26 protein-coding genes are annotated in these 24,929 nt (G+C 35.3%); 12 read left to right on the top strand and 14 right to left on the bottom strand.

Annotated elements, in window-relative coordinates:
• Positions 1-146: 146 nt before the first annotated feature.
• The 4 genes from RBQ61_RS05410 to RBQ61_RS05425 all read right to left on the bottom strand — a co-directional run bounded on the left by RBQ61_RS05410 (position 147) and on the right by RBQ61_RS05425 (position 4,598).
• Positions 147-1,310 carry an ABC transporter permease gene (locus RBQ61_RS05410; RefSeq protein WP_308139493.1) on the bottom strand — a complete coding sequence of 388 codons (1,164 nt, stop codon included), beginning with the start codon at positions 1,308-1,310 and terminating at the stop codon, positions 147-149.
• 15 nt (positions 1,311-1,325) lie between these two features.
• Positions 1,326-2,009, bottom strand: a complete 684-nt coding sequence (locus tag RBQ61_RS05415; RefSeq protein ID WP_308139494.1) for an ABC transporter ATP-binding protein — start codon at positions 2,007-2,009, stop codon at positions 1,326-1,328.
• Positions 2,006-3,625 (bottom strand): efflux RND transporter periplasmic adaptor subunit, encoded by a 1,620-nt coding sequence (locus RBQ61_RS05420; protein ID WP_308139495.1) that lies wholly within the window; start codon positions 3,623-3,625, stop codon positions 2,006-2,008. The genes RBQ61_RS05415 and RBQ61_RS05420 overlap by 4 nt, the downstream gene beginning before the upstream one ends.
• A 160-nt stretch (positions 3,626-3,785) precedes the next feature.
• The gene (locus tag RBQ61_RS05425; RefSeq protein ID WP_308139496.1) at positions 3,786-4,598 is read right to left on the bottom strand and encodes a CAP domain-containing protein; all 813 of its coding nucleotides are present in this window, start codon (positions 4,596-4,598) and stop codon (positions 3,786-3,788) included.
• 640 nt (positions 4,599-5,238) lie between these two features.
• On the opposite strand from RBQ61_RS05425, the gene tyrS reads away from it, so the two are divergent.
• From tyrS to RBQ61_RS05440, 3 genes are all read left to right on the top strand, one after another.
• The gene (tyrS, locus tag RBQ61_RS05430) at positions 5,239-6,471 is read left to right on the top strand and encodes a tyrosine--tRNA ligase (protein ID WP_308139497.1); all 1,233 of its coding nucleotides are present in this window, start codon (positions 5,239-5,241) and stop codon (positions 6,469-6,471) included.
• Positions 6,472-6,733: 262 nt separating this feature from the next.
• Entirely contained in the window at positions 6,734-8,125 is a 1,392-nt protein-coding gene (locus tag RBQ61_RS05435; RefSeq protein ID WP_308139498.1) for a TldD/PmbA family protein, read from the top strand.
• Positions 8,125-9,477 carry a TldD/PmbA family protein gene (locus RBQ61_RS05440; RefSeq protein ID WP_308139499.1) on the top strand — a complete coding sequence of 451 codons (1,353 nt, stop codon included), beginning with the start codon at positions 8,125-8,127 and terminating at the stop codon, positions 9,475-9,477. The genes RBQ61_RS05435 and RBQ61_RS05440 overlap by 1 nt, the downstream gene beginning before the upstream one ends.
• Positions 9,478-9,550: 73 nt before the next feature.
• On the opposite strand, the gene RBQ61_RS05445 is transcribed toward RBQ61_RS05440, so the two are convergent.
• Complete coding sequence (locus RBQ61_RS05445) at positions 9,551-9,748, bottom strand: DUF378 domain-containing protein (protein WP_213925732.1); 198 nt, start codon at positions 9,746-9,748, stop codon at positions 9,551-9,553.
• A 155-nt stretch (positions 9,749-9,903) separates the two neighbouring features.
• Between RBQ61_RS05445 and RBQ61_RS05450 the strand changes: the two genes are divergently transcribed.
• Positions 9,904-10,158 carry a hypothetical protein gene (locus RBQ61_RS05450; protein WP_308139500.1) on the top strand — a complete coding sequence of 85 codons (255 nt, stop codon included), beginning with the start codon at positions 9,904-9,906 and terminating at the stop codon, positions 10,156-10,158.
• Positions 10,159-10,181: 23 nt separating this feature from the next.
• Here the strand turns inward: RBQ61_RS05450 and RBQ61_RS05455 are convergent, their stop codons facing one another.
• From RBQ61_RS05455 to RBQ61_RS05480, 6 genes are all read right to left on the bottom strand, one after another.
• Complete coding sequence (locus RBQ61_RS05455; RefSeq protein ID WP_308139501.1) at positions 10,182-10,463, bottom strand: hypothetical protein; 282 nt, start codon at positions 10,461-10,463, stop codon at positions 10,182-10,184.
• A 688-nt stretch (positions 10,464-11,151) separates the two neighbouring features.
• Positions 11,152-11,835, bottom strand: a complete 684-nt coding sequence (locus RBQ61_RS05460; protein WP_308139502.1) for an ABC transporter ATP-binding protein — start codon at positions 11,833-11,835, stop codon at positions 11,152-11,154.
• The gene (locus tag RBQ61_RS05465) at positions 11,822-12,577 is read right to left on the bottom strand and encodes an ABC transporter permease (protein ID WP_308139503.1); all 756 of its coding nucleotides are present in this window, start codon (positions 12,575-12,577) and stop codon (positions 11,822-11,824) included. The genes RBQ61_RS05460 and RBQ61_RS05465 overlap by 14 nt, the downstream gene beginning before the upstream one ends.
• Positions 12,552-13,586 (bottom strand): ABC transporter substrate-binding protein, encoded by a 1,035-nt coding sequence (locus tag RBQ61_RS05470; protein WP_308139504.1) that lies wholly within the window; start codon positions 13,584-13,586, stop codon positions 12,552-12,554. Before RBQ61_RS05470 ends, RBQ61_RS05465 begins: the two co-directional genes overlap by 26 nt.
• A 25-nt stretch (positions 13,587-13,611) precedes the next feature.
• Complete coding sequence (locus RBQ61_RS05475) at positions 13,612-13,857, bottom strand: TM1266 family iron-only hydrogenase system putative regulator (protein WP_308139505.1); 246 nt, start codon at positions 13,855-13,857, stop codon at positions 13,612-13,614.
• 122 nt (positions 13,858-13,979) lie between these two features.
• Positions 13,980-14,168, bottom strand: a complete 189-nt coding sequence (locus RBQ61_RS05480; RefSeq protein WP_308139506.1) for a helix-turn-helix domain-containing protein — start codon at positions 14,166-14,168, stop codon at positions 13,980-13,982.
• A 273-nt stretch (positions 14,169-14,441) separates the two neighbouring features.
• Here RBQ61_RS05480 and RBQ61_RS05485 point away from each other — a divergent pair, with 273 nt between their 5' ends.
• The 4 genes from RBQ61_RS05485 (at position 14,442) to RBQ61_RS05500 (ending at position 18,034) form a co-directional block, all read left to right on the top strand.
• Complete coding sequence (locus RBQ61_RS05485; protein ID WP_308139507.1) at positions 14,442-14,879, top strand: GNAT family N-acetyltransferase; 438 nt, start codon at positions 14,442-14,444, stop codon at positions 14,877-14,879.
• Between the two features lie 229 nt (positions 14,880-15,108).
• Complete coding sequence (gene gltX / locus RBQ61_RS05490; RefSeq protein WP_308139508.1) at positions 15,109-16,755, top strand: glutamate--tRNA ligase; 1,647 nt, start codon at positions 15,109-15,111, stop codon at positions 16,753-16,755.
• Positions 16,756-16,789: 34 nt separating this feature from the next.
• Positions 16,790-17,431, top strand: coding sequence for an HAD family hydrolase (locus tag RBQ61_RS05495; protein ID WP_308139509.1), 642 nt, complete (start codon positions 16,790-16,792; stop codon positions 17,429-17,431).
• Between the two features lie 60 nt (positions 17,432-17,491).
• A complete protein-coding gene (locus RBQ61_RS05500; protein WP_308139510.1) occupies positions 17,492-18,034 on the top strand; it encodes a DUF1697 domain-containing protein in 543 nt (180 codons plus the stop codon).
• A gap of 184 nt (positions 18,035-18,218) precedes the next feature.
• Here RBQ61_RS05500 and feoB read toward each other — a convergent pair whose 3' ends face one another.
• The 3 genes from feoB to RBQ61_RS05515 form a co-directional block, all read right to left on the bottom strand.
• Complete coding sequence (gene feoB / locus RBQ61_RS05505) at positions 18,219-20,324, bottom strand: ferrous iron transport protein B (protein ID WP_308139511.1); 2,106 nt, start codon at positions 20,322-20,324, stop codon at positions 18,219-18,221.
• Positions 20,325-20,337: 13 nt separating this feature from the next.
• Complete coding sequence (locus RBQ61_RS05510) at positions 20,338-20,559, bottom strand: FeoA family protein (protein WP_308139512.1); 222 nt, start codon at positions 20,557-20,559, stop codon at positions 20,338-20,340.
• 307 nt (positions 20,560-20,866) lie between these two features.
• A complete protein-coding gene (locus tag RBQ61_RS05515) occupies positions 20,867-21,001 on the bottom strand; it encodes a DUF3787 domain-containing protein (protein WP_213925744.1) in 135 nt (44 codons plus the stop codon).
• Positions 21,002-21,220: 219 nt separating this feature from the next.
• On the opposite strand from RBQ61_RS05515, the gene RBQ61_RS05520 reads away from it, so the two are divergent.
• The 4 genes from RBQ61_RS05520 (at position 21,221) to RBQ61_RS05535 (ending at position 24,917) form a co-directional block, all read left to right on the top strand.
• Positions 21,221-21,976, top strand: coding sequence for an ABC transporter ATP-binding protein (locus RBQ61_RS05520; RefSeq protein ID WP_308139513.1), 756 nt, complete (start codon positions 21,221-21,223; stop codon positions 21,974-21,976).
• Positions 21,960-22,778 carry an ABC transporter permease gene (locus tag RBQ61_RS05525; protein WP_308139514.1) on the top strand — a complete coding sequence of 273 codons (819 nt, stop codon included), beginning with the start codon at positions 21,960-21,962 and terminating at the stop codon, positions 22,776-22,778. The genes RBQ61_RS05520 and RBQ61_RS05525 overlap by 17 nt, the downstream gene beginning before the upstream one ends.
• Positions 22,779-22,853: 75 nt before the next feature.
• Positions 22,854-23,393: a cupin domain-containing protein gene (locus RBQ61_RS05530; protein ID WP_213925747.1), complete on the top strand. Its 540-nt coding sequence runs from the start codon at positions 22,854-22,856 to the stop codon at positions 23,391-23,393.
• Positions 23,394-23,711: 318 nt separating this feature from the next.
• Positions 23,712-24,917, top strand: coding sequence for a DUF819 domain-containing protein (locus RBQ61_RS05535; RefSeq protein ID WP_308139515.1), 1,206 nt, complete (start codon positions 23,712-23,714; stop codon positions 24,915-24,917).
• Positions 24,918-24,929: the final 12 nt, after the last annotated feature.

The raw sequence follows: 24,929 nt of genomic DNA on the forward strand, positions 1-24,929 counted from the left end.
TCGATTTTCATATTCTGCTCAGAAGTCTAATATGCGTATTCGTTTATATTGGTCATTATGTGCGGTTATGAACAATCAAATAATAAAAAAGACGATTCCTGTTCAATGCAGAAATCATCTTCTTATTGCATAGTTCTATTTTTTTATCACTCGTATCGCAATGCGTCTACAGGTTTTAATTTTGAGGCTTTGTTTGCAGGATATAGTCCAAAAAATACACCGACTGCAAGTGAAAAGACAAATGCTATTACAATTACAGGGATGTTGACTGAATATGTAATATCCATAACATTGGATATTGCATATGATGCTATAATCCCTGAAAGTGCACCGATGATGCCCCCCAGACCGCTCATTACAGATGATTCGATTAGAAACTGTATTAGAATGTTGGCCCTGCCTGCACCTATTGCCTTGCGTACGCCTATTTCCTTTGTTCTTTCAGTCACAGTGACAAGCATTATGTTCATTATTCCTATTCCTCCTACCAGCAGAGAAATGCCTGCTATTCCGCCAAGCATTGCAGTAAGCATTGCTGTTGTTTCGCTAAGAACTTCCAGCATTTCATCCTGACTGAATACATTGTAGTAGTCTTCTTCTCCAAAGTACTCGAGAAGATAGTTTTCAATATTTTCCTTTGCAATGGAAGAATCTTCCGCAGAATTCGCCTGTACGGTTATGCTGCTTACCTCACTAGTATTGTTTTGTCTCATTAGTGAGGTTACGGGAACTATTATTATATCGTTGCTGTCTCCTGATGAAGAAGAGCTTTTTGATTTAAGAACTCCCACTACTGTATATTTTTCACCGCCAATTGAAATTTCCTTTTCCAAAGGATCATCTTTGTCGAACAGATCTTCAGCCGTAGTAGATCCAATAATGGCAATTTTATTTCTGTATTTTACATCAACGGGAGTAATCGGTCTTCCGGATTCAACTTCATAATTATTTATACTCAAATAGTTTTCATTTCCGCCCATTATGCTTACATCGGTTGTTTCAATATCATATTTTACAGTTGAGCTTGAAGAGTAAACGGGAGTAGCGCTTTTCACTCCTTCAAGAACCTCTATGTCGTAGGTATCATTATATTTAAGAGCTGATCTTCTCCCTCTTATACTAACGTTTATAATATTTGAACCCATGCTGGAAATGCTGTCTGCAACACCTGAAGTTGCCCCTTGCCCTATGGAAATAAGGACTACAACGGAAAATACTCCTATTATTATGCCCAGCATTGTCAGGAATGTTCTCATTTTGTTTGATAAAATAGACTGAAAGGCCATTTTTGTTACGCTTTTAATGTTCATCTCGGTCTCCTTTCCTTAGTCTGTCTGGGATGCCGGATTGTTAAGGAGCAGTCCGTCTTTGATTGTTATAGTGCGCTTTGCTTCTTTTGCAACCTCGCTGTCGTGTGTTATTAATACAATAGTTTTGCCATCTTTGCTCAGGTTTCGTATTAGGTTCATAACTTCGCCTCCGGATTTGGAGTCAAGATTGCCTGTGGGCTCATCTGCCAACAGAACAGGAGGATCGCCTGCCAATGCACGTGCTATAGCTACACGCTGCTGTTGTCCTCCGGATAACTCCGTAGGTTTATGTTCCATTCTGTCACTTAACCCTACCTTTTCTAAAGCGTCAAGGCTTCGTTGTTTTCTTTCCTTCGCATTCATACCTCTGTAAATAAGGGGCAATTCAACATTCTCAAATGCTGTCAGCTTTGGAAGCAGGTTAAATTTCTGAAATATAAAGCCTATTTTTTGATTTCTTATTTTTGAAAGCTGCTTTTCGTTATATGTACTTATTTCTTTTCCGTCCAAATAATATTCTCCAGTTGTTGGAACATCCAGGCATCCGATCATATTCATGAGGGTTGATTTTCCTGAGCCGGAAGGGCCTATTATTGAGAGAAATTCGCCTTCCTTTACATGAAGAGTTATTCCTTTGAGCACCTGCACCTGCACAGAACCCATATCATAAGTCTTGGTTATGTCTATTAGATTTATCATTGCCTCGGACCTCCGCCTTGACCGCCGGGGCCTCCTGCTGGACCTCCTTGGACTCCTCCCATTCCGGGCATGCCCATGTTCATTGTATTTGTTGTTGCATTGTTGGATTTAACAACCGTGTAAACTATTGTATCGCCCTCATTGAGTCCGCTTAGGATTTCAACTTGGTCATCGGTAGCAAGGCCCATTTCTACAACAACATCGCTGGTATTTCCGGATGAATCCTTTATCGTTACCATGTAGTTGTTTTTCTGCTTGTGGATTGCTTCAACAGGGATAATCAAAGTATCTTCGCTTATTTCAGAGATTATCTTAACATCTACGTTCATTCCTGACATAAGGCTTTTTCTGTCATCAAGCTTAACAGTTACGTCATATGTGGTAACTCCGTTGGATGTTGTTCCTTCCAATGATATTTTAGTTACGGTTCCTGTGAATTCCTCGTCAGGATATGTATCGCTAGATATATTTGCTTTCTGTCCTACTGCTATTTTGTTGATATCGAGTTCATCAACTGCTATTACAACTTTCATGTCTTCCATATCAGCAATAGTCATCAATGCTGTTGATCTGTCAACTACCTCATCTTCTGAAACACTTATATTAAGGATAGTGCCGGTCATGGGAGAATATATAGTGTCTCCTTCTAGCATATCTTCAATTTGCGATTTATATTTTTTTATTGAATTTTGTTTTTCTGATATTTCAAATTCCAAGTCTGTCCCTTCAATAACTGCTATTAAATCGCCTTTATTCACATATTTTCCGTTTTCTGTTTCAACGGATTTTATTTCTCCGCTAACCTTTGAAATAATTGCTTCTTCTTTTACTTCGTCTATTTCACCGTTTTGCATTGCTTGATATGTACCCTGATTGTTACTTACGGAAACCCGAGCCGTGTCTCCTACACTGAAGCCTCCGGGGTTGGACATCCGTATTGTTACAAGATATCCAAACGTTCCGCCTCCCATCTGTACAGGTGTGCTGTCCTTTTCTGTTACAGTTCCTTCATGTGTTGAGAAATATTTTGTCATAAATACAGAGGCAGCATCTCCAATGGATATTTTTTCAAACTGTTCCTTAGAAAAGTATAAATTGATATAAGAATTGTCTGTATCCTTAACTGTGGCTATAGAAGAATTGCTGTTTATATTATCACCGGCTTCAATATCCAAATTTGATATAATACCGGAAATAGGAGCGTAAATATTTAAATCTCCTTGGTTTTCGTATAAATCATTCAATTCTCTTTGAAGTTTTTCAATACTTAATTGAATACTGTTGATTTCTGTGCTTGTGTCGTCGTCAGTGTCGGATTTTAACGAAATGAGAACCTGGTCTGGCTCAACCACATCTCCTTCAGTAACGTAGATAGTATCTACTGTTCCATCAATTTCAGATTTAATAGATCTTTTGTCAGTTGGAGTAACCGTTCCGCTTTCTGAAACAGACATTGATATGTCTCCACTTGCAACAGTGTACTCAACTTCTGTTGTTGATGATTCATCCGCAGAGGTTGATGCAGCTTTTTGCTTGGCAGTTACAAATACAGTTACAGCGACAGCCGCAATAATGATTAGTATAACTACTGTCAATCTTGCTTTTTTACTTTTCATAAATTATTCCTTTCTATAAAAACTATGTTGTATCATTAATATTAGAGTTGGAATGTGATAAAAATGTGTTGATATAAAATAATATATTTCAAAAAATAAAATCAGGACGTTTCCTGATATCCAGATAGGATATAAGAGGAAACGTCCTGATGTGATTATTTTAGTTAGTGAACATTTGTGTCCAGTAAGATGTTCCGTTAGAATTTGTTACGTAGCCAACTCCTATTTTTGAGAAGTTTGATGAAAGAATATTAGCTCTGTGTCCTGCTGAGTTCATCCATGCAGTTACAACGGCTTCAGGTGTTTTTTGCCCGGATGCTATATTTTCACCCCAAGCTGACCAACTTATACCGAATTTTGTAAGCATGCTACCAGCACTTCCGTAAGTGGGTGACTGGTGTGCAAAATAGTTATTATCCGCCATGTCTTGAGACTTAATTCTTGCAACATTGGAGATTGCAGTGTCTAATGTAAGTGCAGGAAGACCTTCCTTTTCTCTTTCTATGTTTACAAGCTCCACTACTTTTTGCTCGTATGCTGAAACAGATGTAACTGTGCTTTCTGTTTCGGCAGCAGTATTATCTTCAACTGTAGTAGTTGTTTCAGCCGGCGCTTCAGCAGGCGTTTGATTTTCAATTGTTTTAGTAGCTTCGGATTCGGTAGAATTATCAACCGGAACTTCTACTTCTGCCTGAGTATCGGCAGGTGTTTCAGTTTCAGTAGTAGGGACATTATATTTAACAGTTTTTTTGCTAAATAAATTGCTGCAGTCGATTGAATTTAAATCTACAGTTTTTCCGTTAATTGTAAATTTATTTTTTACATTTGAGTTTGAAAATTCGCATGAATAATTTTTCAAATTACTAAAATTATACTTAGCTGTGCTTGTACAATTGCTTTCTGCTGCAAAGGCAGTTATTGGCGAAAGAGCCAAAGCTGCTGTCAATGTTAATGCTAATACTTTTTTGTTCATAAATTCACTCCTGTTCATTCTTTAAATTTTTGGGAAGCGGTTAGCCCTAGCTTCTTTGGAAACTTTAGAACTTTAATGAGCTTTCCTTCATGAAAAGAGTATATCACCGGAAAAACAAAAAAAAAACGCACAATAATTACTCTAATTGTAAAATGTGACAAAAATATTACAACATATTCAAGTTGAAAAAGATAATTACAAAAATATTACAGATAACTTGTATTTATACAAAAACACTTAAGAAAGTATTAATTAGTTTAGCATTATTTATATAAATTCCATAATATTAACACTGGGATAATAAATGCCAAAACGAAAATAATTCCTTGACAATACAATAATTTTATATTATTATTCCTTTATTACATATTATCATAACTGTGAAAGAAGATAAGTAACATTTTGGTTACAAAAAAAGAGAGGGGATCGGACGGTGCAAGATTCTCAGTACAAAATGTGAAATACACTTCCGGAGTTGCCATGGGAGACCATGCGGTTGTCCGACCGATAAATCGGAGAGAGGCAATATTATTGCGAATTAAGGTGGTACCGCGGGTTATCTCGTCCTTTTTGGATAGATAGCTCTTTTTTTATTAACTGCAAAAAATCAATTGAAAACTACTATAACGGAGGTATTGTTATGAAGCAGGGAAATGTATTTGATGTATTGAAAGAGAGAGGATATATCGAGCAATGCACGCATGAGGAAGAAATTCGTGAGCTGCTGGGGAAGGAGTCCGTTACATTTTATATAGGATTTGATCCAACGGCGGACAGTCTTCACATCGGCCATTTTATACAAGTAATGGTTATGTCAATAATGCAGCAGTATGGGCACAGACCTATTGCACTCCTCGGCGGAGGAACTACAATGATAGGTGATCCTAGCGATAGAACGGGCATGCGTTCTATAATGACGCAGGAAATAATTGCAAATAACGCTGAGAATTTTAAAAAGGTATTTCAAAAATTCTTAGATTTTTCGGATGATAGGGCAATAATGGACAATAATGCTGAATGGCTGCTACCGCTTAATTTTCTAGATTTCATGAGGGAAGTTGGCGTTCATTTTTCTGTAAATAGAATGCTGGCTGCAGAGTGTTATAAAAATAGAATGGAGCAGGGACTTACATTTTTTGAATTCGGATACATGTTGATGCAGAGCTATGATTTTTATGCGCTGAATCAGAAATATAACTGTAAAATGCAGCTTGGCGGAAATGACCAATGGTCAAATATCATTGGAGGAATAGAGCTTACAAGAAAAAAAGCTAATGAGCAGGTTTATGGAATGACATTTGCTCTCTTAACAAACAGTGAAGGAAAGAAAATGGGCAAGACAGAAAAAGGAGCGTTGTGGCTTGACAGGGACAAAACATCACCATATGATTTCTACCAGTACTGGAGAAATATTGATGATGCAGATGTGGAAAAATGTCTGGCATTATTAACATTCCTGCCTATGGATGAGGTAAGAAGACTGGGACGCTTAGAAGGCTCAGAAATAAACAAAGCTAAGGAAATACTTGCTTATGAAATTACAAAGCTAATACATTCTGAGGAAGATGCCATTAAGGCACAGGAAGCTGCAAGAGCACTATTCGGGGCAGGAAAAGATTCTGAAGACATGCCTACAACAGAACTGACAAGAGCTGAATTAGGAAGCGGCATAGCCGTTATAGATCTTATGGTTAAGGCTGGATTAATTAAGAGCAAGAGCGAAGGAAGAAGATTAATTGAACAGTCGGGAGTTTCTGTAAATGACAAGGTTGTAGATGGTGTCAGCTCAGCAGTTACCGAAAAGGATTTTGAAGAAGGAAAGCTGATTATTAAAAAAGGAAAGAAAGTTTACCATAGAATTAAGTTGGTATAAAATTGCCATATAAACGCTTAAGAGTAATATTAGGTTTGATATAAAAATGGACTGTTGCATTGAGATTTTTAACCCTTAATGCAATAGCCCATTTTTTAGTGTATCTGTTGCGGATATTCTCTCAAAGGTGGCTGAGTTTTATTCTTATTTATTAAAAAAGCGTTTGTATAATTTTCATTTTCATTTAAAAATAAAAATTATTAATACTTTAAGGAAAATATGGTAAAATATTAATAAATTATTTGAGAATAGGAGTGATTATGTGTTAAACAGGCAGGTTATCGAAGACACATTAAATGCTGCACTTTCAACAGGCGGAGATTTTGCGGAAGTCTTTGTTGAAGACAGAACCAACAATGGCATTTTAATGATCGGAGGCAAGGTTGAAAGTACCATGTCAGGAAGAGACTATGGAGTAGGTATAAGAATTTTCAAAGGCTTCAACAGCGTTTATGCATATACAAACAAATCAGATCACGACTCACTGATAGAAACTGCAAAAAAGGCGGCTGCCGCTATTGAAGGAACTCAAAATGTAGTAACAATGAATCTTGAAAAGTCAAAAGTTAATAATATCAATAATATAATAATAAATCCTGAAACAATTGGAAAAACAAAAAAAGTTGATATTATGAGAAGGGCATATGATACAGCTTTTAACTACAGCGATCTTGTAACCCAGGTAACAGTAAACTATACAGACTATACACAAAATATCATGGTTGCAAACACAGAAGGGTTGTGGAGAGAGGACACTAGAGTTCGATCACGCTTGGGAATATCTTCTGTTGCGTCAAAAGATGGAGAAATGCAGTCAGGATTTTTTGGACCTGGAGCAAGCAAGGGTTATGAATTTTTTGAAAATTTAGATGTTGACCATTATGCTAAAGAAGCTTCAAGAATTGCCGTAACAATGGTCAATGCAAAGTACAGTCCGAGCGGAAAAATGCCGGTAATAATTGATAACGGATTTGGAGGAGTTATATTTCATGAGGCATGCGGTCATGGACTGGAAGCGACCTCTGTAGCTAAGGGGCTTTCGGTTTTTTCCGGAAAAAAAGGGCAGCAGATAGCGTCTCCTTTAGTAACGGCAATAGATGATGGTTCAATTCCCGGAGAATGGGGCTCATACAATATAGATGATGAAGGAACAAAATCTCAGAGAAATGTTCTTATAGAAAATGGGATACTTAAAAGCTATATGGTTGACAGGCTAAACGCAAGAAGAATGAACATGGATATTACAGGATCATCAAGAAGACAGGGCTACAGGTACGCTCCTACTTCTAGGATGTCCAACACTTTTATAGATAACGGGAAGTCTACTCCAGAAGAAATTATTTCTAATACTGAGAGAGGAATTTATGCGAAGCACATGGGTGGAGGCTCTGTAAATCCAAGTACAGGAGAATTTAATTTTGCAGTAATGGAAGGCTATATTATTGAAAACGGTAAAATAAAAGATCCAGTAAGAGGTGCAACACTCATAGGGAAGGGAACTGATATACTAACTAAAATTGATATGGTAGGAAATAATCTTATGCAAAGCCAAGGAATGTGTGGCTCGGTAAGTGGAAGTATTCCTGCAAATGTAGGGCAGCCTATGATAAGAGTCTCTGAAATAACAGTAGGTGGAAGGGAAGGTGAAAAATAGTGGATATTAAACCATTGATAGAAAAAATATTTCAAAAAGGCAGGCAAAATGGACTAGGAGATATGGAAGTTTATTATTCCGCGGGAAACAGTCTTTCACTTAAAGTGTTTCAAAAAGATCTTGACGGTTACAGCCTTTCAGAAAGTGAAGGATTATCTTTGAGGGGGATATATAAAGGAAAAATGGGATATTCCTACACAGAAAAGGTAGACGAATCCTCAATTGATTTATTAATCAAGAACGTTATTGAAAATGCTACTGTAATTGATTCTGACGATGAAGAGTTCATTTATGAGGGATCAAAGGAATATAAAAATGTAAATACATATAATCAAAGTCTGGCGAAAGTATCTGAAGTTGATAAGATAAGCTTTGTTAAAAATCTTGAAGAAGAAGCCTTCAGCATGGATAAGAGAATTACTTCTGTTGAAACATGCGTCTATGGAGATGGATATGGGGAAACGGTCATGTCTAATACTAAAGGGTTGTATCTGCATGATAAAAGTAATATTGCTTATACATACGTTGTTGTAGTTGCAAAAGATGGCAATGACATAAAAACAGGCATGGCATACCGAACCGGAAATGATTTTTCCAAGTTCAATGCAAAGGAAATATCAGGTGAGGCAGTGAAGGAAGCCGTATCGCTTTTAGGAGCTAAAACAGTAAAATCAAATGATTATCCAATTATTATTAGAAACAGTGCAGCTGCTGACTTACTGGAAGCATTCACAGGAATATTTTCGGCAGAAAACATTCAGAAAGATCTTTCTCTTTTAAAAGGAAAACTAAACCAGCAAATAGGAAGCGAAAAATTTACATTGATTGATGATCCTTTTATGGAAGGTGGTCTTGCTTCAAGGTCTTTTGACGGTGAAGGTGTGGCGTGTAAGTATAAAAAAATAATTGATAAAGGAACTTTAAAAACCTACTTGCATAATTTAAAAACTTCGAAAAAAGATAAAATTGACACAACGGGAAATGCAAGCAAGGGATCATATAAGTCTTCAATAGGAATATCGCCTTCAAACTTTTATATTGAAAAGGGAGATAAAACACTGGATGAACTGATTTCATCAATGGCATCCGGAATTATGATTACTGAACTTCAGGGATTGCATTCCGGTTTGAATTCAATATCAGGAGATTTTTCTCTAGCGGCCTTGGGGTATGAGATAAAGAACGGCAAAATTACTGGACCTGTTGAACAGATAACAGTTGCAGGCAACTTTTTTGAGATGATTAAAAACATTGAAGAGGTTGGAGCAGATTTGAAGTTTGGTTTGCCGGGAGAAGCGTACATAGGCTCCCCATCCCTTAAAATAAAAAAGCTTGCAATAGCAGGAAAATAGCAGGATAACAAAAAATGAACAAAGTAAAAAGACAATCCGATCGGATTGTCTTTTGAATTGGTAAAATTGGTAATTAATCTATTCTTTCGCGTTCATTGAATAATAAGGTTATACAGTATAAGCCTGCCAAACCTACAAGTCCATACACCAATCGGCTGAATATTGCAGTTTGGCCTCCAAATATAGCAGCTACAAGGTCGAACTGAAACAACGCTATAAGACCCCAGTTTAAAGCTCCTATAATTACTAATACCAATGCAAATTTATCCATAGGTCAGAATCCTCCTTAAATTAATATATTTCTAGTGTTTCAATAAATTTCTATATTATGCACAAAATCAAAAATTAAAAGGAGTGTATTCAATTAACACATATTTTTTTTGTGAATATAATAGCTTAAAATGTTATTTCATTAAGGAGGTTATCATGGAAAATTTCGTACCTGAAGATATTGAAACAAATGAAGTAAAATCTCAGTGTGATTGTGACAGAATAGGCGGAAGAAGACAGGCGCCGCCGTGCATAAAAGACGAAGTTCTAGATTGTACATCAAATACAAATTTGTTGTGGTTCTTTTTATTGTTAGTAGCAATTGTATGCCAAAGCAATTGTAACATAGATTTAAATGCTTTGCTTTGGTTTTTCTTGCTTCTGGTTGTTATTTACAACAACTATTATTAATTAAATTAAAAGTCTGCCCAATTTTATATGGCAGACTTTTTATCATCATCTATTAATTCAATTTCAAGCTTATCAAAATTAACCTCATCAATGAAATCTTGAGGATAGAATGTTACATACTTAAATTTGGAAAATTCTAAGTCGTGTTTTTTAAGCCATATGGGCACACTTAAATCAAGCTTCTGACATATTTCTTTTAGGCATTTATCCTTTTTTTCTGACATAGCTACATCTTCTTTATTTTTAACTACAATTGAATCAACCAAACGATTTTTACTTATTATTTTAGCCCATAATTTATACATGTCTCACCTTGTTTTAATACTGCGGTGTTATAATAAAATTCTTGAACAAGAATCCACCGTAATTAATTTTTGCGCCTTTAATTTTTCTCCCTAAATCATTAGGAACTATAATGTCTATTCCGTCCACATTGTACACATTATCACTTTTCGATTGTTTCGCCGAAACAATTTTATATGTGATACCGCTTCATCCTACAGGATAACTTACAAGTTTTATAGGAAAATTTTTTTCTTGCATTAAAGATAGCTTTTCTTTTGCCTTATCTGTAATACTAATATTCATGGCCGCTCCTTAGCTAAATTTTGGAATGACTTCAAATCCTTTTTTAAATATCCCACTTGCGTAACTAATTTCTGCGCCTTTTATTGCACCATCAAGTTCATCTGATACAATTAAATCTATTCCGTCAACATTATAAATTTGGTCTTTATCTGATTGTTTCTCCGAAACAATGCCTATCTCGGCACCACATCAGGAATAGCCTGTAATTTTTAATTTGATTGGTTGTTTATTATTTTTCAGCTCAGTCATTTTTTCTCTGGCTTTATCTGTTAATTTAAAATTCATAATTTCCTCCACATCCATGTTTTATTTACTTAACTTTATAATTTATCTGATAACAGTTCAGTGACTATGTCACATTCATTAGTTTAACTCATAACAATTTTTTTATGTTTGTATATAATATTATAATCTTGCTAAATTTTCAAGTAAATAAAAAATATTTTTATGATTTGATTTTTCATCAAGAATTATTTTTTTAATAATTTTAACGGGTCTGTCACTAAGAACATAAATATAATCAGATAAATCAACTGTTTCATTAATATCATGGGTTATAAACAGAACTGTTCGTTTGTTTTCGTTCCATAAATTTTTAAAAATGTGAATAATATCATTTTTTATTTTTAAATCAAGTCCTTTAAAAGGTTCATCCAAAATTAAAAAATCAGATGGGTATGCAAAAGCTCTGGCTAGCGATACCCTCTGGCACATTCCACCACTTAATTCACTGGGCTTTTGTTTTTCATATCCCTTTAGGCCTACTATGTCAATGTAGCTATGTATAATATCTTTCCTTTTTTCATCAGGATAAATATCTTTGAGAACAAAGTCTATGTTGTCGTATACACTGTACCAGGGAAGAAGCCTGTGGTCTTGAAAAACGTAGGAATATACTGTGTTTTTAATTCCAGTTACCATACCGCCGTCAATATCCGTAAGGCATGCAGCAATGTTTGCTATTGTTGTTTTGCCTACACCTGATGGGCCAAAAAGGCAAGTTATTTTATTTTCTTCGAAGGATAAGCTGAAATCCTTAAGAATTTCAACATCTCCATATTTTTTATAAACATTTTTAAGACTGATCATAATTCCTCAATTTAAATAATTTTTTTAGTATTGCTTCAAAAGTAATGCTCAATATTATTATAATAATTGTCCATGCAAATAAATCAGGCATTTCAAGATAAACCTTGGAGTCGTAAAGGAAGCTTCCGATAGAGTACTTCGGAAGGCTGAGCACTTCAGCTGCCGATGTTACTTTCCAGCCTATTCCCAGAGCCGAAATCATAGCTGCCCTAATATATGGAAGAGCAGAAAAAAGATAAACTGAAAAAATAACACGAGATTTCCTGACTTTATATAATCTGCACATATCCAGGAGGTTTGAGTCAGCTGATTTTATTCCGGCCACCGTGTTCGTCCATATAATCGGGAAACACATTAAGAATGCCACAAATATAGGGACATTGGTATCACTGAACCACATGATTGCTATTATTATTATCGACATGACTGGAATTGTACGTATTGTTGATATAAAGGGATTAAATAAATCATGTATTAAATTGTTTGTTCCGCATAAATAACCAAGCAGTATACCTGCTGTACAAGAAAGAGCAAATCCTGCAAGAGTACGGTACGTACTATAAAATATTGTTATGTAGGTGTTTTTACATTTCAAAAGATTTAGTAAGGCATTAAAAGCTGAATAAGGAGAAGGCAGGTAAATTTCCTGCCCTATAACCAAGGATAATATCTCCCACATAGAAACCCAAAATAATACTATAAATATTTTTTGCTTACTACTGTTCAAAATAAAATGCTTCATCAGGTAAAGTTCCTCCTACGGAAGCAGGATTAGAATCAAACAAAATTTTGTAGAAACCATCCAGACTTGATTTTATATCTTTTGCCGGGATAAAGGTTATTCCGCAATTGGGGATTGCTTTTTCAACCAGAGCTGCGCTTGGCATTATTTCATTTTTTTCAACTAGCACAGAGGCATCCTTTGGATTTTCATTAACCCAGTTGACAGATTCTTTGTATTGGCTTAAAAATTCTTCAACAAAATCCATATTGCTTTCTGCAAATTCTTTATTAACTACAATGCAGCCAGTGTACAATTCACTGGAATTTGAAGATGCCTTCTTCCATTCTTCGTTTAAATCAAGCAGGATTTTAACATTGTTATTCTTCATTGAAACCTGAGTTACAAACGGTTGCGGAAGAAGCGCGACTTTTGTGTCTTCAGCTATGACAGATTGTGCCAGAGTTGCATGATCTGTTGAATAATCTAGCTCAACTTTTCCATTAAGTTCATTTTGCTTAAGAATATAGTTCATGGCAAAATCAGGAGTAGAACCTTTGGCACTCATGCCAAGAGTTTTTCCTGAAAGTTCCTCAATTGAAGAAATCTCTTCTGAGCCTACAATGTATAAATTTCCCACTGTGTTTACTGCCATAATTTGCACCTTGCCTCCCGTTTTATTATATAGGACAGATGCGAGATTTATAGGAAGAGACGAGATTTGTATGTCACCTTTTATGATTTTTGCTGAAAGTGCGTCCGGTGCGCTTTCGGCTATATATTCTACATTATATTTTTCGCTGTTTAAAGCTTTCTCATCAATCAGTTTTATCATTCCTATTGATGTGGGCCCCTTCAGACCTGCTATCATTATATTTACAGGTTCGGAATTTTGCTGGCTGTCCGGTTGGTTTTCTTCAGCTCCTTGAGATTCAGCAGGTTCGGAAGTCTGAGGCTGTGTATTATTTGTACATCCTGCCATTACGGCAATAATTAAGACAATTGATAACAATAAACTTACCTTTTTCATATTTTCCTCCAAATAAATTTTAATATTATTTTTTTGACAATGCGCTTTTTACGCTTATGTTCTTAATCTTTCCCAGTCTTCCTGTTAAAGCACCAATTTCGTCGGTGGTGCCGTCCACAATCAGTGATATTACATTTACACCTTTTTCTTTATACGGGATGCCCATCCTTCCTACAATAATGAAAGCAAATTGATGTAAGATTTCATTTACCTCAAAGATATGCGTTAAATCCTCGATCACAATTCCTACTACACCTATTCTTTTATCCATAAGACCTCCTTAAAATAAAAAATTCCTTGCAGACACAAGGAATAAAAGCCATAACTAGTATGTACTTATGCTTTTCCTTGCTCTCAGACAACCTTGAGCTCAGATTTATTTAGCTGAATATATTAAATCAAATCATCCTTAGAAATGTTAAAATATTGAGCAAAGCTTGCCAAATAGAATTCTGATGGCTGTTCTTCACCATTCTCATATAATTTAATTCTTTCTCTCGGCACATTAAGTGCAACACTCAGTTCTTGTTTGGTCATTTCCTTATCTTTACGGATTTGTCTCAACTTTTTACCTAATGTCATTATGCCACCTCTTTGCATTTAATATATATATTATATCAAAATATGATAATTTTACAATTATAATTTAATTATATAGCAATATAAAAAATATCAATATATAGATGCTCTTTTTTATGTGGTACATTAAATATAATTGAAGACTGTATAAAATAGGTTCTCAGGGATGAAAGGAAGCTTTGTTATATGTTATTAAACAAAGCTTTTTTTATTGTATGTATTGATTGACTTTATATTGAAATGATATAATATAAAAAACAAGTAGGGAGTGGCACTATGATCTCAACAAGATGGTTTCAAGGAAAAAACAATATAAAAGATGCTGTAAGCTTAAGGCAAGAGATATTTGCCGGAGAATTAAAGTTAATTAATTATCTGGTACATGATATGTATGATGAATTTGCTTTTAATACAGTCATATATGATGATGGTGTTCCTGCGGGCACAGGAAGGTTGCTGTTTAAAGAAGGCAGGTATCATATAGACAATGTGTGTGTTGTAAAAAAATACAGAGGGATGCATTACGGTGATTTAATTGTGAGGATGCTTGTCAGAAGAGCCGTAAATATGGGAGCGGATAAAACATATGCGGAGGTAGGAGAAGACTGCATGAAATTGTTTGAAAATATAGGGTTTGAGACTGTACAATCAGATTGTAGTAAATTCTTGATGGTAAAACACGGAGATGTTGGAGGAAGCTGTTGTAAGCATTGATTATCAGATTTTACTGCTGTTGAAAAAATTATAATGATAAACAGCTGGACAAAATAAATGGCGCAGTATATAATTATTTCATTAAATGCAATTACTCATAGTTCAATGAACGCCACCCTCTCAAGGTGGAAAGGGGTTCGAATTCCCAATGAGTACCATTAGATTTGAGGGACGGTTATATTTACCGTCTTTTTTGTTCAGTACATAAGCACAATAAACGGAGGAAAAAATGGATTATAAAAAGCTGGCTGAAATTTTATTTCCAGACATACACGAAACTGTTGAATATTATGAAAATGAAGTTTTTCCAAAGAGGAACATACCTGAAGGTGCAAAGGTAACAAGGCTTGCTCCTAGTCCTACAGGTTTCATTCATTTGGGAAATCTGTACGGAGCATTTGTTGATGAAAGATTGGCCCACCAAAGTGGCGGAGCATTCATGTTGCGTATAGAAGATACGGATGAAAAGCGTAAAGTTGAAGGATCTGTTGAAATTATTATTTCATCCCTTAAATATTTTGGGTTGAATTTTGACGAAGGTGCATTGCTGGATGGTGAGGAAGGAAACTATGGGCCATACTATCAAAGCAATAGAGGTAAAATCTATCAGTGCATTGCAAAGCATTTGGTTGAGCAGGGAAGAGCATACCCATGCTTCTGCACAGAGGAAGAACTGGAAGAAGTAAGAACACAACAAACGGATGAAAATGTCAACACAGGTTATTACGGTAAATGGGCAAAGGACAGAAACCTGACTTTGGAAGAGGTACAGGAACACTTAGACAATAATGAAGAGTTTGTTGTAAGATTCAAGTCCATGGGTACAGAAGAAGGAACTTTTGATATAGTTGACGCTATTAGAGGAAGTTTAACGATACACGAAAATTATCAAGATATTGTAATATTAAAAACAAATGGTATACCTACATATCATTTTGCGCATGTTGTGGATGATCACCTAATGAGAATTACTCACGTTGTAAGAGGTGAAGAGTGGCTTTCAACGCTTCCTATTCATTACGAAATTTTTAATACTTTGGGATGGAAAACACCGACATATTGCCATACAGCACATTTGATGAAAATTGATAACGGAGCGAAAAGAAAGCTCTCAAAGAGAAAAGATCCTGAGCTTGGACTGGGATTTTACATGGAACTGGGTTACCACCCGGCTGCAGTAAGAGAATATCTGCTGACAATTTTAAATTCTAATTATGAAGAATGGAGAATGGCGAATCCGGATACTTCATCAGAAGAATTTGAATTTACCCTTGAAAAAATGAGCAATTCCGGAGCGCTGTTTGATTTGGATAAATTGAACAACATAAGTAAGGATGTAATGCTTAAAATACCTGAAGAGGAAATTTATGAGTTCCTGCTGAACTGGTCGAAAGAACATAAGACAGAAATTTCAGAAGCTCTTGAAAATAATAGAGAATCGGTTATCAAGCTGCTTTCAGTGGGAAGAAGTGGCAACAAGCCAAGAAAAGACCTTATGTATTGTAGACAGATATTTGAATTTATTCAGTATTACTTTGATGAATATTTTGGAATAACTGACAGCTATCCTGAAAATATTAGTGAGGATGAAGCGAAAAAACTTCTTAGTGCATATTTGGAAACATATGACCATGCTGATGATCAAAGCAGCTGGTTCGAAAAAATAAGGACAATAGCGCAGGAAAACGGATATGCTGCAAAACCGAAGGATTATAAGAAAAATCCCGAAATGTACAAGGGTCATGTTGGCGATGTAAGCACTGTCATAAGAATAGCTCTTGTAGGAAAGAGCAACTCGCCTGACATATGGGAACTGCAGCAGATAATGGGAGAAGAAAAGGTAAGAAACCGAATGTCTAAAGCAATAAAAGAATAATTATAAAAAACACAAATATTTCAGAGAGGGCATTATGATATATACACACATAATTTGGGATTTCAACGGAACGCTGCTTGATGATGTTATGGCAGGAATAAAGAGCGAGAATGTGCTGCTTTCCAGAAGGAATATGCCTTTGATAGAAAATATCGAGCAATATCACAAATATTTTTGTTTCCCCATTGTTGAATACTATAAAAAACTTGGGCACGATTTTGATAAAGAGGATTACAATGACCTTGCAATTGAATGGGTTACTGAATATCTGAAATTTTCGAGAGAATCAATGCTTCACGACGGTATCCGTGAGGCATTGGACAAATTTAAATCCGAGGGCTGCCGACAGATAATTTTATCAGCTTCGGAAAAAGAGATGCTGACCAAACAGGTTAGGGAGCTGAACATACACGAATATTTTGATGAAATACTTGGGTTAGACAATATCCATGCCTACAGTAAGTCTGAAATGGCAAAGGAATGGGTGAAAGGTGAAAAACCGAGGAAGGCACTTTTCATAGGAGATACTACACATGATTATGAGGTTGCCTGCGGCATGAATGTAGACTGCGTCCTGGTAGCCAAAGGGCATCAAAGTAGAAGTACCCTTTTAGAATGTGGTGTACCGGTATTTGATACGTTTTATGATATGCTAAGCTATTGGGAGAAACAGTAAGAAGATGAAGTAATCAACCTTTACGCTCGAGGAGCGAATTTATATATGAGGTGATCTGAATTGGAAAAGTATGTCGCTCTTTTGCGTGGCATAAATGTAAGCGGTAAAAATAAAGTATCCATGCCTTTATTGAAAGTGGCATTTGAAGATATAGGATTTTTAGATGTTAGAACCTATATCAATAGTGGAAATGTTCTTTTTTCGAGCGATATACGTGATAAAAAAGAACTGGTCAACCGGTGCGAATCTATCATAACAGAAAGATTTATGTTAAATATTCCTGTGGCAATTGTATCTAAAAAAGAATTAGTAGAAGCCTTAGACCATGCACCACAATGGTGGGATAATGATAAAAAAGTAATTAATCAGGCTATTTTTCTTATTCCGCCTGTCACTATAGAAGAAGTATACAATTCAGTTGGAGATGCTAAACCAGAATATGAACAGGTTGATTACTATAAAAATGTTATTTTTTGGTCTGCACCAAGGGAAACCTTGTCAAAAACGAGATGGTATAAAATTGCCAGTTCACCAGTAAATAGTAAGGTGACAATTAGGAATGCCAGTACGGTGAAAAAAATACTTTTGCTATCGAATGAATAATTTAATATGATCACACCTTCTGTTGGTGCTTTAACGTAGACTCCAACATAAAATTTGACTTATTACGAAATTGAGCGGTTGCATCTTTATGCTGATGCAACCGCTCTTACTTTGCCTATAAGCCCTATATAGTCCAAATGAATGTCGGAATCTTTTTTGGATGCATTTAATTCAATTTTGCATATCAAAAAATGATTTTGTAAATACTTGCAGTTACAAAGCAGACCGCAAATGCTATTGCAGTAGGTATTATAAAGGCTGCAACAGTCCATTTAATGCTACCGGTCTCTTTTTTTATTGTCCATAAAGTTGTGGAGCACGGCCAGTGAAGAAGGCTGAACAGCATGACATTAAGTGCTGTAAGTACGGTCCACCCATTATCCAAAAGTAAGTTCCTCAACTGTCCTATACTCTCAAATTCTGTGAGGGTTCCTGTGGAAAGATATGCCATAAGCAATACAGGAAGAACAATTTCGTTAGCTGGTAACCCTACTATAAATGCCATTAGTATAAAACCGTCAAGTCCTATAATTTTCCCGACAGGGTCTAAAAATTCTGCAACATGTGCAAGAATACTTATATCTCCTACATATATATTTGCTAACATCCATGTGACTAAACCTGCTGGAGCTGCTACTATTATAGCTCTTGACAAAACAAATATAGTTCTGTCAATAATTGATGTGTACAGCAGCCTTCCAATTTGGGGAACTCTGTAAGGTGGTAGTTCTAACGTAAAGGTTGAAGGTATTCCTTTCAATAGAGTTTTCGAAAGAAGGTATGACACTAAGAGAGTAACACATATACCGATTAAAACCATCAAAGTTATGAAAATTGATGGAACAAGCCCGTTTACGAGTGAACTTGATGTGATTGCAAAAAATGCAGATGCAATTGCAATAATTGTAGGGAATCTTCCGTTACACGGAACGAAATTGTTTGTAATCACTGCAATAAGCCTTTCTCTTGGAGAATCAATTATTCTGCAGCCTATAACTCCGGCAGCATTACACCCGAAGCCCATGCACATAGTTAAACATTGCTTGCCGTGAGCGCATGCTTTTTTAAAAAGATGATCAAGGTTGAAGGCTACCCTGGGAAGATACCCTAAGTCTTCAAACAATGAAAAAAGAGGAAAAAAAATTGCCATTGGAGGCAGCATGACTGAAACAACCCAGGCCAATGTACTGTAAACGCCGTCAACTAAAGCACCTATTATGTATTCGTTAGTGCCAGCATTTACCAATAATTCTGATAGGTGAGGCTTAAGCCCGAATAATAAATTGCTTAGAAACTGCGAAGGAATGTTTGCGCCTTGGATTGTAATCCAGAATATCAAACCCAAAAGAGTAAGCATGATGGGTATGCCAAATATTTTGGAGGTTATTATGTCGTCTATTTTTTTATCGCGGTTAATTTTTTTTGTATCTTCTTTAACATAGCGCATCTTTAATTTATTTGCATAATTATAATTCATTTCTGAAATTTTTTCTCTTATGTTTGTATTGCATGATTCTATTCCTGTTGATTCAATTATTGACAAAGCACTTTCTTTGCTCAGATGATTTTCTTTTTTATATGAAAAAATATCAGGAGAGCTATCCAAAAGCCTGAGAGCAGTCCATCTTTCGTTTGAAATATTTAATTTTCTCAAATGGGGTATTAATTCAGATATTTTTTCTTCGGTTTTATCATCATATTTCAATAAATTAGGCGAGTATTCCAGCCTGTTATAGGAAACTTTTTCAATAGTATTTTTCAGTTCGTCCATTCCAACTCCGCTTCTGGCAGAAGTAAGTACTATTGGAATGTTTAGTTCTTTTTCGAGCCCTTCTTTATCAATTGTAATATTTTTCTTTTTTGCTTCATCGATAAGGTTAATACATAGTATTAACTTGTTTGTTATTTCAGAAATTTGAAAAACTAAATTCAAATTTCTCTCAAGGCATGTTGCATCTGCAACAACAACCACGGCATCATAGTCTCCATAACATATAAAATCCCTTGAAACTTCCTCGTCTTTAGACGCTGCAAACAGTGAATATGATCCGGGAAGGTCAACTAACACATATTCTGCGTCATTATGTGTGAATTCACCTCTAGCTGAAACAACGGTCTTGCCCGGCCAGTTGCCGGTATGCTGTTTTAATCCGGTCAAATAGTTAAATACTGTGCTCTTACCGGTATTTGGATTACCTGCGAGAGCTATTACGTGCTGAAAGTCAGATTTAGAAATGTTAAAAACGTCCTTCATCGAGTCAGTTTTAACAGATTGTGCGGTCATCGCCATAATTAGTCCCCCCTTACATAATTTCTATAAGGCTTGATTCTTCTTTTCTAAGTGCGATCATTGCCCCACGAATTCTAAATACTGTTAAATTGTTTTTTGGACCTTTCCTTAATACTTCTATATTTGCCCCATTAGTAACTCCTAAAGCTAGTAATCTTTCCTTTAGTAAATTTTGAGCATCGTTTTTTTTAACTTTTACGACTTCTCCTATATTTGCATGAGTCAAAACTTTCATATTATATCACCTCTGTCAGATTTGCATTAAAATAATAAATTTAGCTAAAGCTAACTTCTAGCATATATTATGTTTTTTATTAAGTTTTGACACTATTTTTAAGAAAAATAAAATTAATTACAAATATTTAATAAAAACAACATTGTAAGACACTATGGCTTGTATATATAATGGACATGTAAAAATTCCCCCTCTATTTATTATATTTGATTGTTCAGTGTTTGAGCTAGGTTATTCCTGGTTCTTTTTTTATTATTAGATATGCTTTCAATAAGAAAAAACCAAAATAAACTGTAAAGAAAGATTGTCACTTCTGATTTTCGTCAACATCTTTTTTTCTTTCTTCTACCTCAAAATCGTTTGGTATATATACATTTCCCGGGTTTGTTTGAGTTGTGTTTTTCATTTTTAGTTTATTTACAAGCTTTGTTATAATAGCCATTTTCTCACCACCTTTATTGAAATAATGTTTTTTGTAAGGCTTGGACAAATGAGTATTTGCCTTTTATTTTATTATGATGATTTTTAATTTTGTTATTACTTCCTTTATAATACATATTTTCTAAAGTATAGTTAATTTTTAAAATAAATATCCATTAACTAAATCAGCAGTTTTGAATAACATAATGTAGATAGCTTTTACAACTGGCGGAGGTAGAAAATGGAGTATATATGCGAATTAAAAAATATCTCTAAAAGATTTCATACAATAAATAATGAAACAAAAGCTTTAGAAGATTTGTCTTTAAGAGTAAAAAAGGGAGAAATTGTGTCTATTGTAGGCCCGTCAGGGTCAGGAAAATCAACTGTATTGAATTTAATTGCAGGTCTGGAAGAACCATCTGCGGGTCAAATAAAGGTAAATACCGACAGTATAGGTTTTATGTTTCAAAAAGATCAGCTCTATGAATGGAGGAATATATATAAAAACTGTCTATTAGGACTGGAAGTAAAAAAAATGGCTACAGAGGAAAACAAAAATAAGGTGATGAATATGCTGAAAAATTATGGATTGTATAGTTTTAGAAACCATTATCCTAGTCAGCTGTCTGGGGGCATGAGGCAGAGGGCGGCTTTGGTGCGAACATTGGCTGTAGAACCGGATTTGCTGCTGCTGGATGAACCTTTTTCGGCCTTAGATTATCAAACAAGATTATCTGTAGGAAATGAAGTTGGACAGATATTGAGAAAAGAAAAGATTACTACTGTATTGGTAACGCATGACATTCCGGAAGCTGTAAGTATTTCTGACAGAGTCATTGTATTTACTGAAAGGCCTGCAAGGGTAAAGAAAGATTATGAAATAAAATTTGATGAATGCGAAGGAGGAAGAACCCCGATGAAATGCAGAAATACTTTGGAGTTTGGAGAATATTTCAGACAGATATGGAGGGATTTGGATGCGGGAGAAAATTAAGGCTGAGCCGATAAATATGTCTAAGGAGCATGAGCAATATTTAAGATCAATAAAAAAAGAAAAGAGTTTTATAAAGATAATGCAAATATTGATATTTGTTATTTTTATTGCTTTGTGGGAGTGGGCAGCAGTTAATAATCATGTAGATAGATTTTTAACTAGCACTCCAAGCGCAATTTTTGAACTTATTGTTAAATTTATAGAAGATGGAAGCCTCTTTAAACATTTATACGTGTCAACAACGGAAACAATCGCTGGTTTTTTTGTTGGAACAATCGCAGGTCTTTTAATGGCAATTTTATTATGGTGGTTTGAGCGGCTTGCTAAAATAACAGATCCCTATATTGTGATACTGAACAGTCTGCCAAAGACAGCGCTGGCACCCATAATAATTTTGTGGGCCGGAATGGGTTTTTCAGGTATAGTGGTTACCGCTGCATCCATATCTGTTGTTGTTACAACAATGACATTGTATACAGGATTTACAAGCGTGGAGAAGGATAAAATAGTATTGCTTAAAACCATGGGAGCAAATAAATATCAAATTTTAAAAAAAGTTATTATTCCCGCTAACATACCGAGCATTATGAGCGTAATAAGAGTGAATATAGGGTTGTCGTGGATAGGGGTAATTGTCGGAGAGTTTCTTGTTTCAAAGGCAGGTATCGGATATCTCATATTGTACGGAAGCCAGACATTTAAACTTGACTTGGTTATGATGGGGGTTTTTGTACTGGGAGTTATAGCTGCAATAATGTACTTTTTTGCTGCATGGCTGGAGAAAAAGGTAATAAAGTATTGAATAACAGCATTCTTTGTTATATAATTAATAACTAGACAAATTTTTATACAATATGACAGCACAATGAGGTGTACTATGGAATTAGGAGATAAGGTAAGATCATTAAGGCTTAAACAAAAAATCAGCATAGAGCAGCTTTCTGTAATGACCGGGTTGAGTAAAGGGCTAATAAGCCAGATAGAAAGAGATATTACGGGGCCTTCAGTTGCATCATTGTGGAAGATTTCGAAAGCTTTGAATGTGACCATGAATTATTTCTTTGATGAATATGATGATTTTAATAAAGTTGTCAGAAAAAATGAAAGAAAAAAAATAATGATGAAAAATGGAGACAGGACTTATGAACTGCTTAGTCCTAATCTTAAAAAACAAATAGAAATGTTGTGGATTGAAATTGAGCCTAATGAATCTAATTCTGAAGACCTGATAAGCCATGAGGGCGAAGAGTGCGGCGTTGTTATTAAGGGTAATCTTCAAGTTTTATCAGGTGATAAAGTTTACAATCTTGAAGAAGGGGACAGCATATATCTTGACAGTACCATACCACACAGATATATAAATCCAGGTTCCGAACAGTCAGTTTCCATATGGGCAATGGTACCTCCAAGTTTCTAGATGTGTGGAAATTGAAGCCGTATGGAGTTGAATAAATATTAATTATTGAATAGTATATTTTAAGCTTTGCATTAACCCCAGATTTTTTATTCTGGGGTTGTTTTATATCATAAAATATTTTTTATAGTCTGCTTGGATGAGAGCGAAGCTTGTAATTGCATGAGAAAGCGCTATGTAAATGCCTCTTGGACATACAATTCATAAAATCAAAATAAGTTCAATAAAATGAAAAAAACGTTGACATGGTTTTTATAATATACTATACTTGTAATATATTCAATATATTGAACACAGTAAAACAATTATAGGAGGATTTATATGTCTAATTCATTTATCAGTCCTGATAACTTATGGGTGCTATGGGCAATAGTAACAGGATGGGCAGCTTTCAGTATTTACTTAGAGCAAAAATACAAATGGGCTGCAAAGGTTTCGGGTGCTATAATAGCACTGGTGGGAGCAATGACTCTGTCTAACCTTAATATTATACCAACCGATTCATCAGTATATGATGTGATATGGAGTTATGTAGTCCCTCTTGCAATTCCGCTACTGCTTCTTCAATGTAATATAAAGAAAATATGGAAAGAAAGCGGACGAATATTGCTGATTTTTTTAATAGGAGCAATTGGTACAGTTGCGGGTTCAACAGCAGGGTTTTATTTGCTGGGAAAACATGTTCCGTATCTTGCTGAAATAACAGGCATGATGACAGGCTCATATATCGGCGGAGGGGTAAACTTTGTTGCTCTGGCTGATTCGTTTGAAATTCCGGGAGAGATGGTATCTGCAACTATTGTAGCAGATAACATGCTGATGGCGCTGTATTTTCTGGCATTGATTGCAATTCCATCTTTAAAATTATTTAGAAAACACTTCAGACATCCGTATATTGATAAGGTTGAAAGTATTGAAACTTCTGAAGGTGAAACCAGTGCAGCAGCATTTTGGAAAGGAAAGGACATTTCTTTGAAGGATATTGCTTATGCAGTGGCTACAAGTTTTATTATAGTAGCTGTATCTTCTGAAGTATCAAAATTATTAGCGGAAATTATACCAACTTCTAATTTTCTGCTTAAACTATTTAATGTTATGCTGGGCAATCAATACTTGATTATTACTACGCTTACCATGCTGCTGGCAACTTTTATGCCCGGATTCTTTGGAAATATTCAAGGCGCTCAGGAAATAGGAACATTTTTAATTTACTTGTTCTTTGTTGTTATAGGAGTTCCTGCTTCTATTCCGCTGATTATTCAAAATTCACCCCTATTGCTTTTGTTCTGCGGAGTAATTGTTATCATTAACATGACGGTGTCATTTGGAATAGGAAGATTGTTCAATTTCAGCGTCGAAGAAATAGTGTTGGCATCAAATGCGAATATTGGAGGACCTACAACTGCTGCAGCAATGGCTATATCTAAAGGATGGAACGATTTAGTTGCTCCTATTATGTTAGTAGGAACCTTTGGGTATGTTATAGGAACGTATTCGGGAATTATATTGGGAAACTTTTTAATGTAAGGAGATATTTAT

This window comes from Sedimentibacter sp. MB35-C1 (assembly GCF_030913635.1).
In the GTDB taxonomy this organism is placed as follows: domain Bacteria; phylum Bacillota; class Clostridia; order Tissierellales; family Sedimentibacteraceae; genus Sedimentibacter.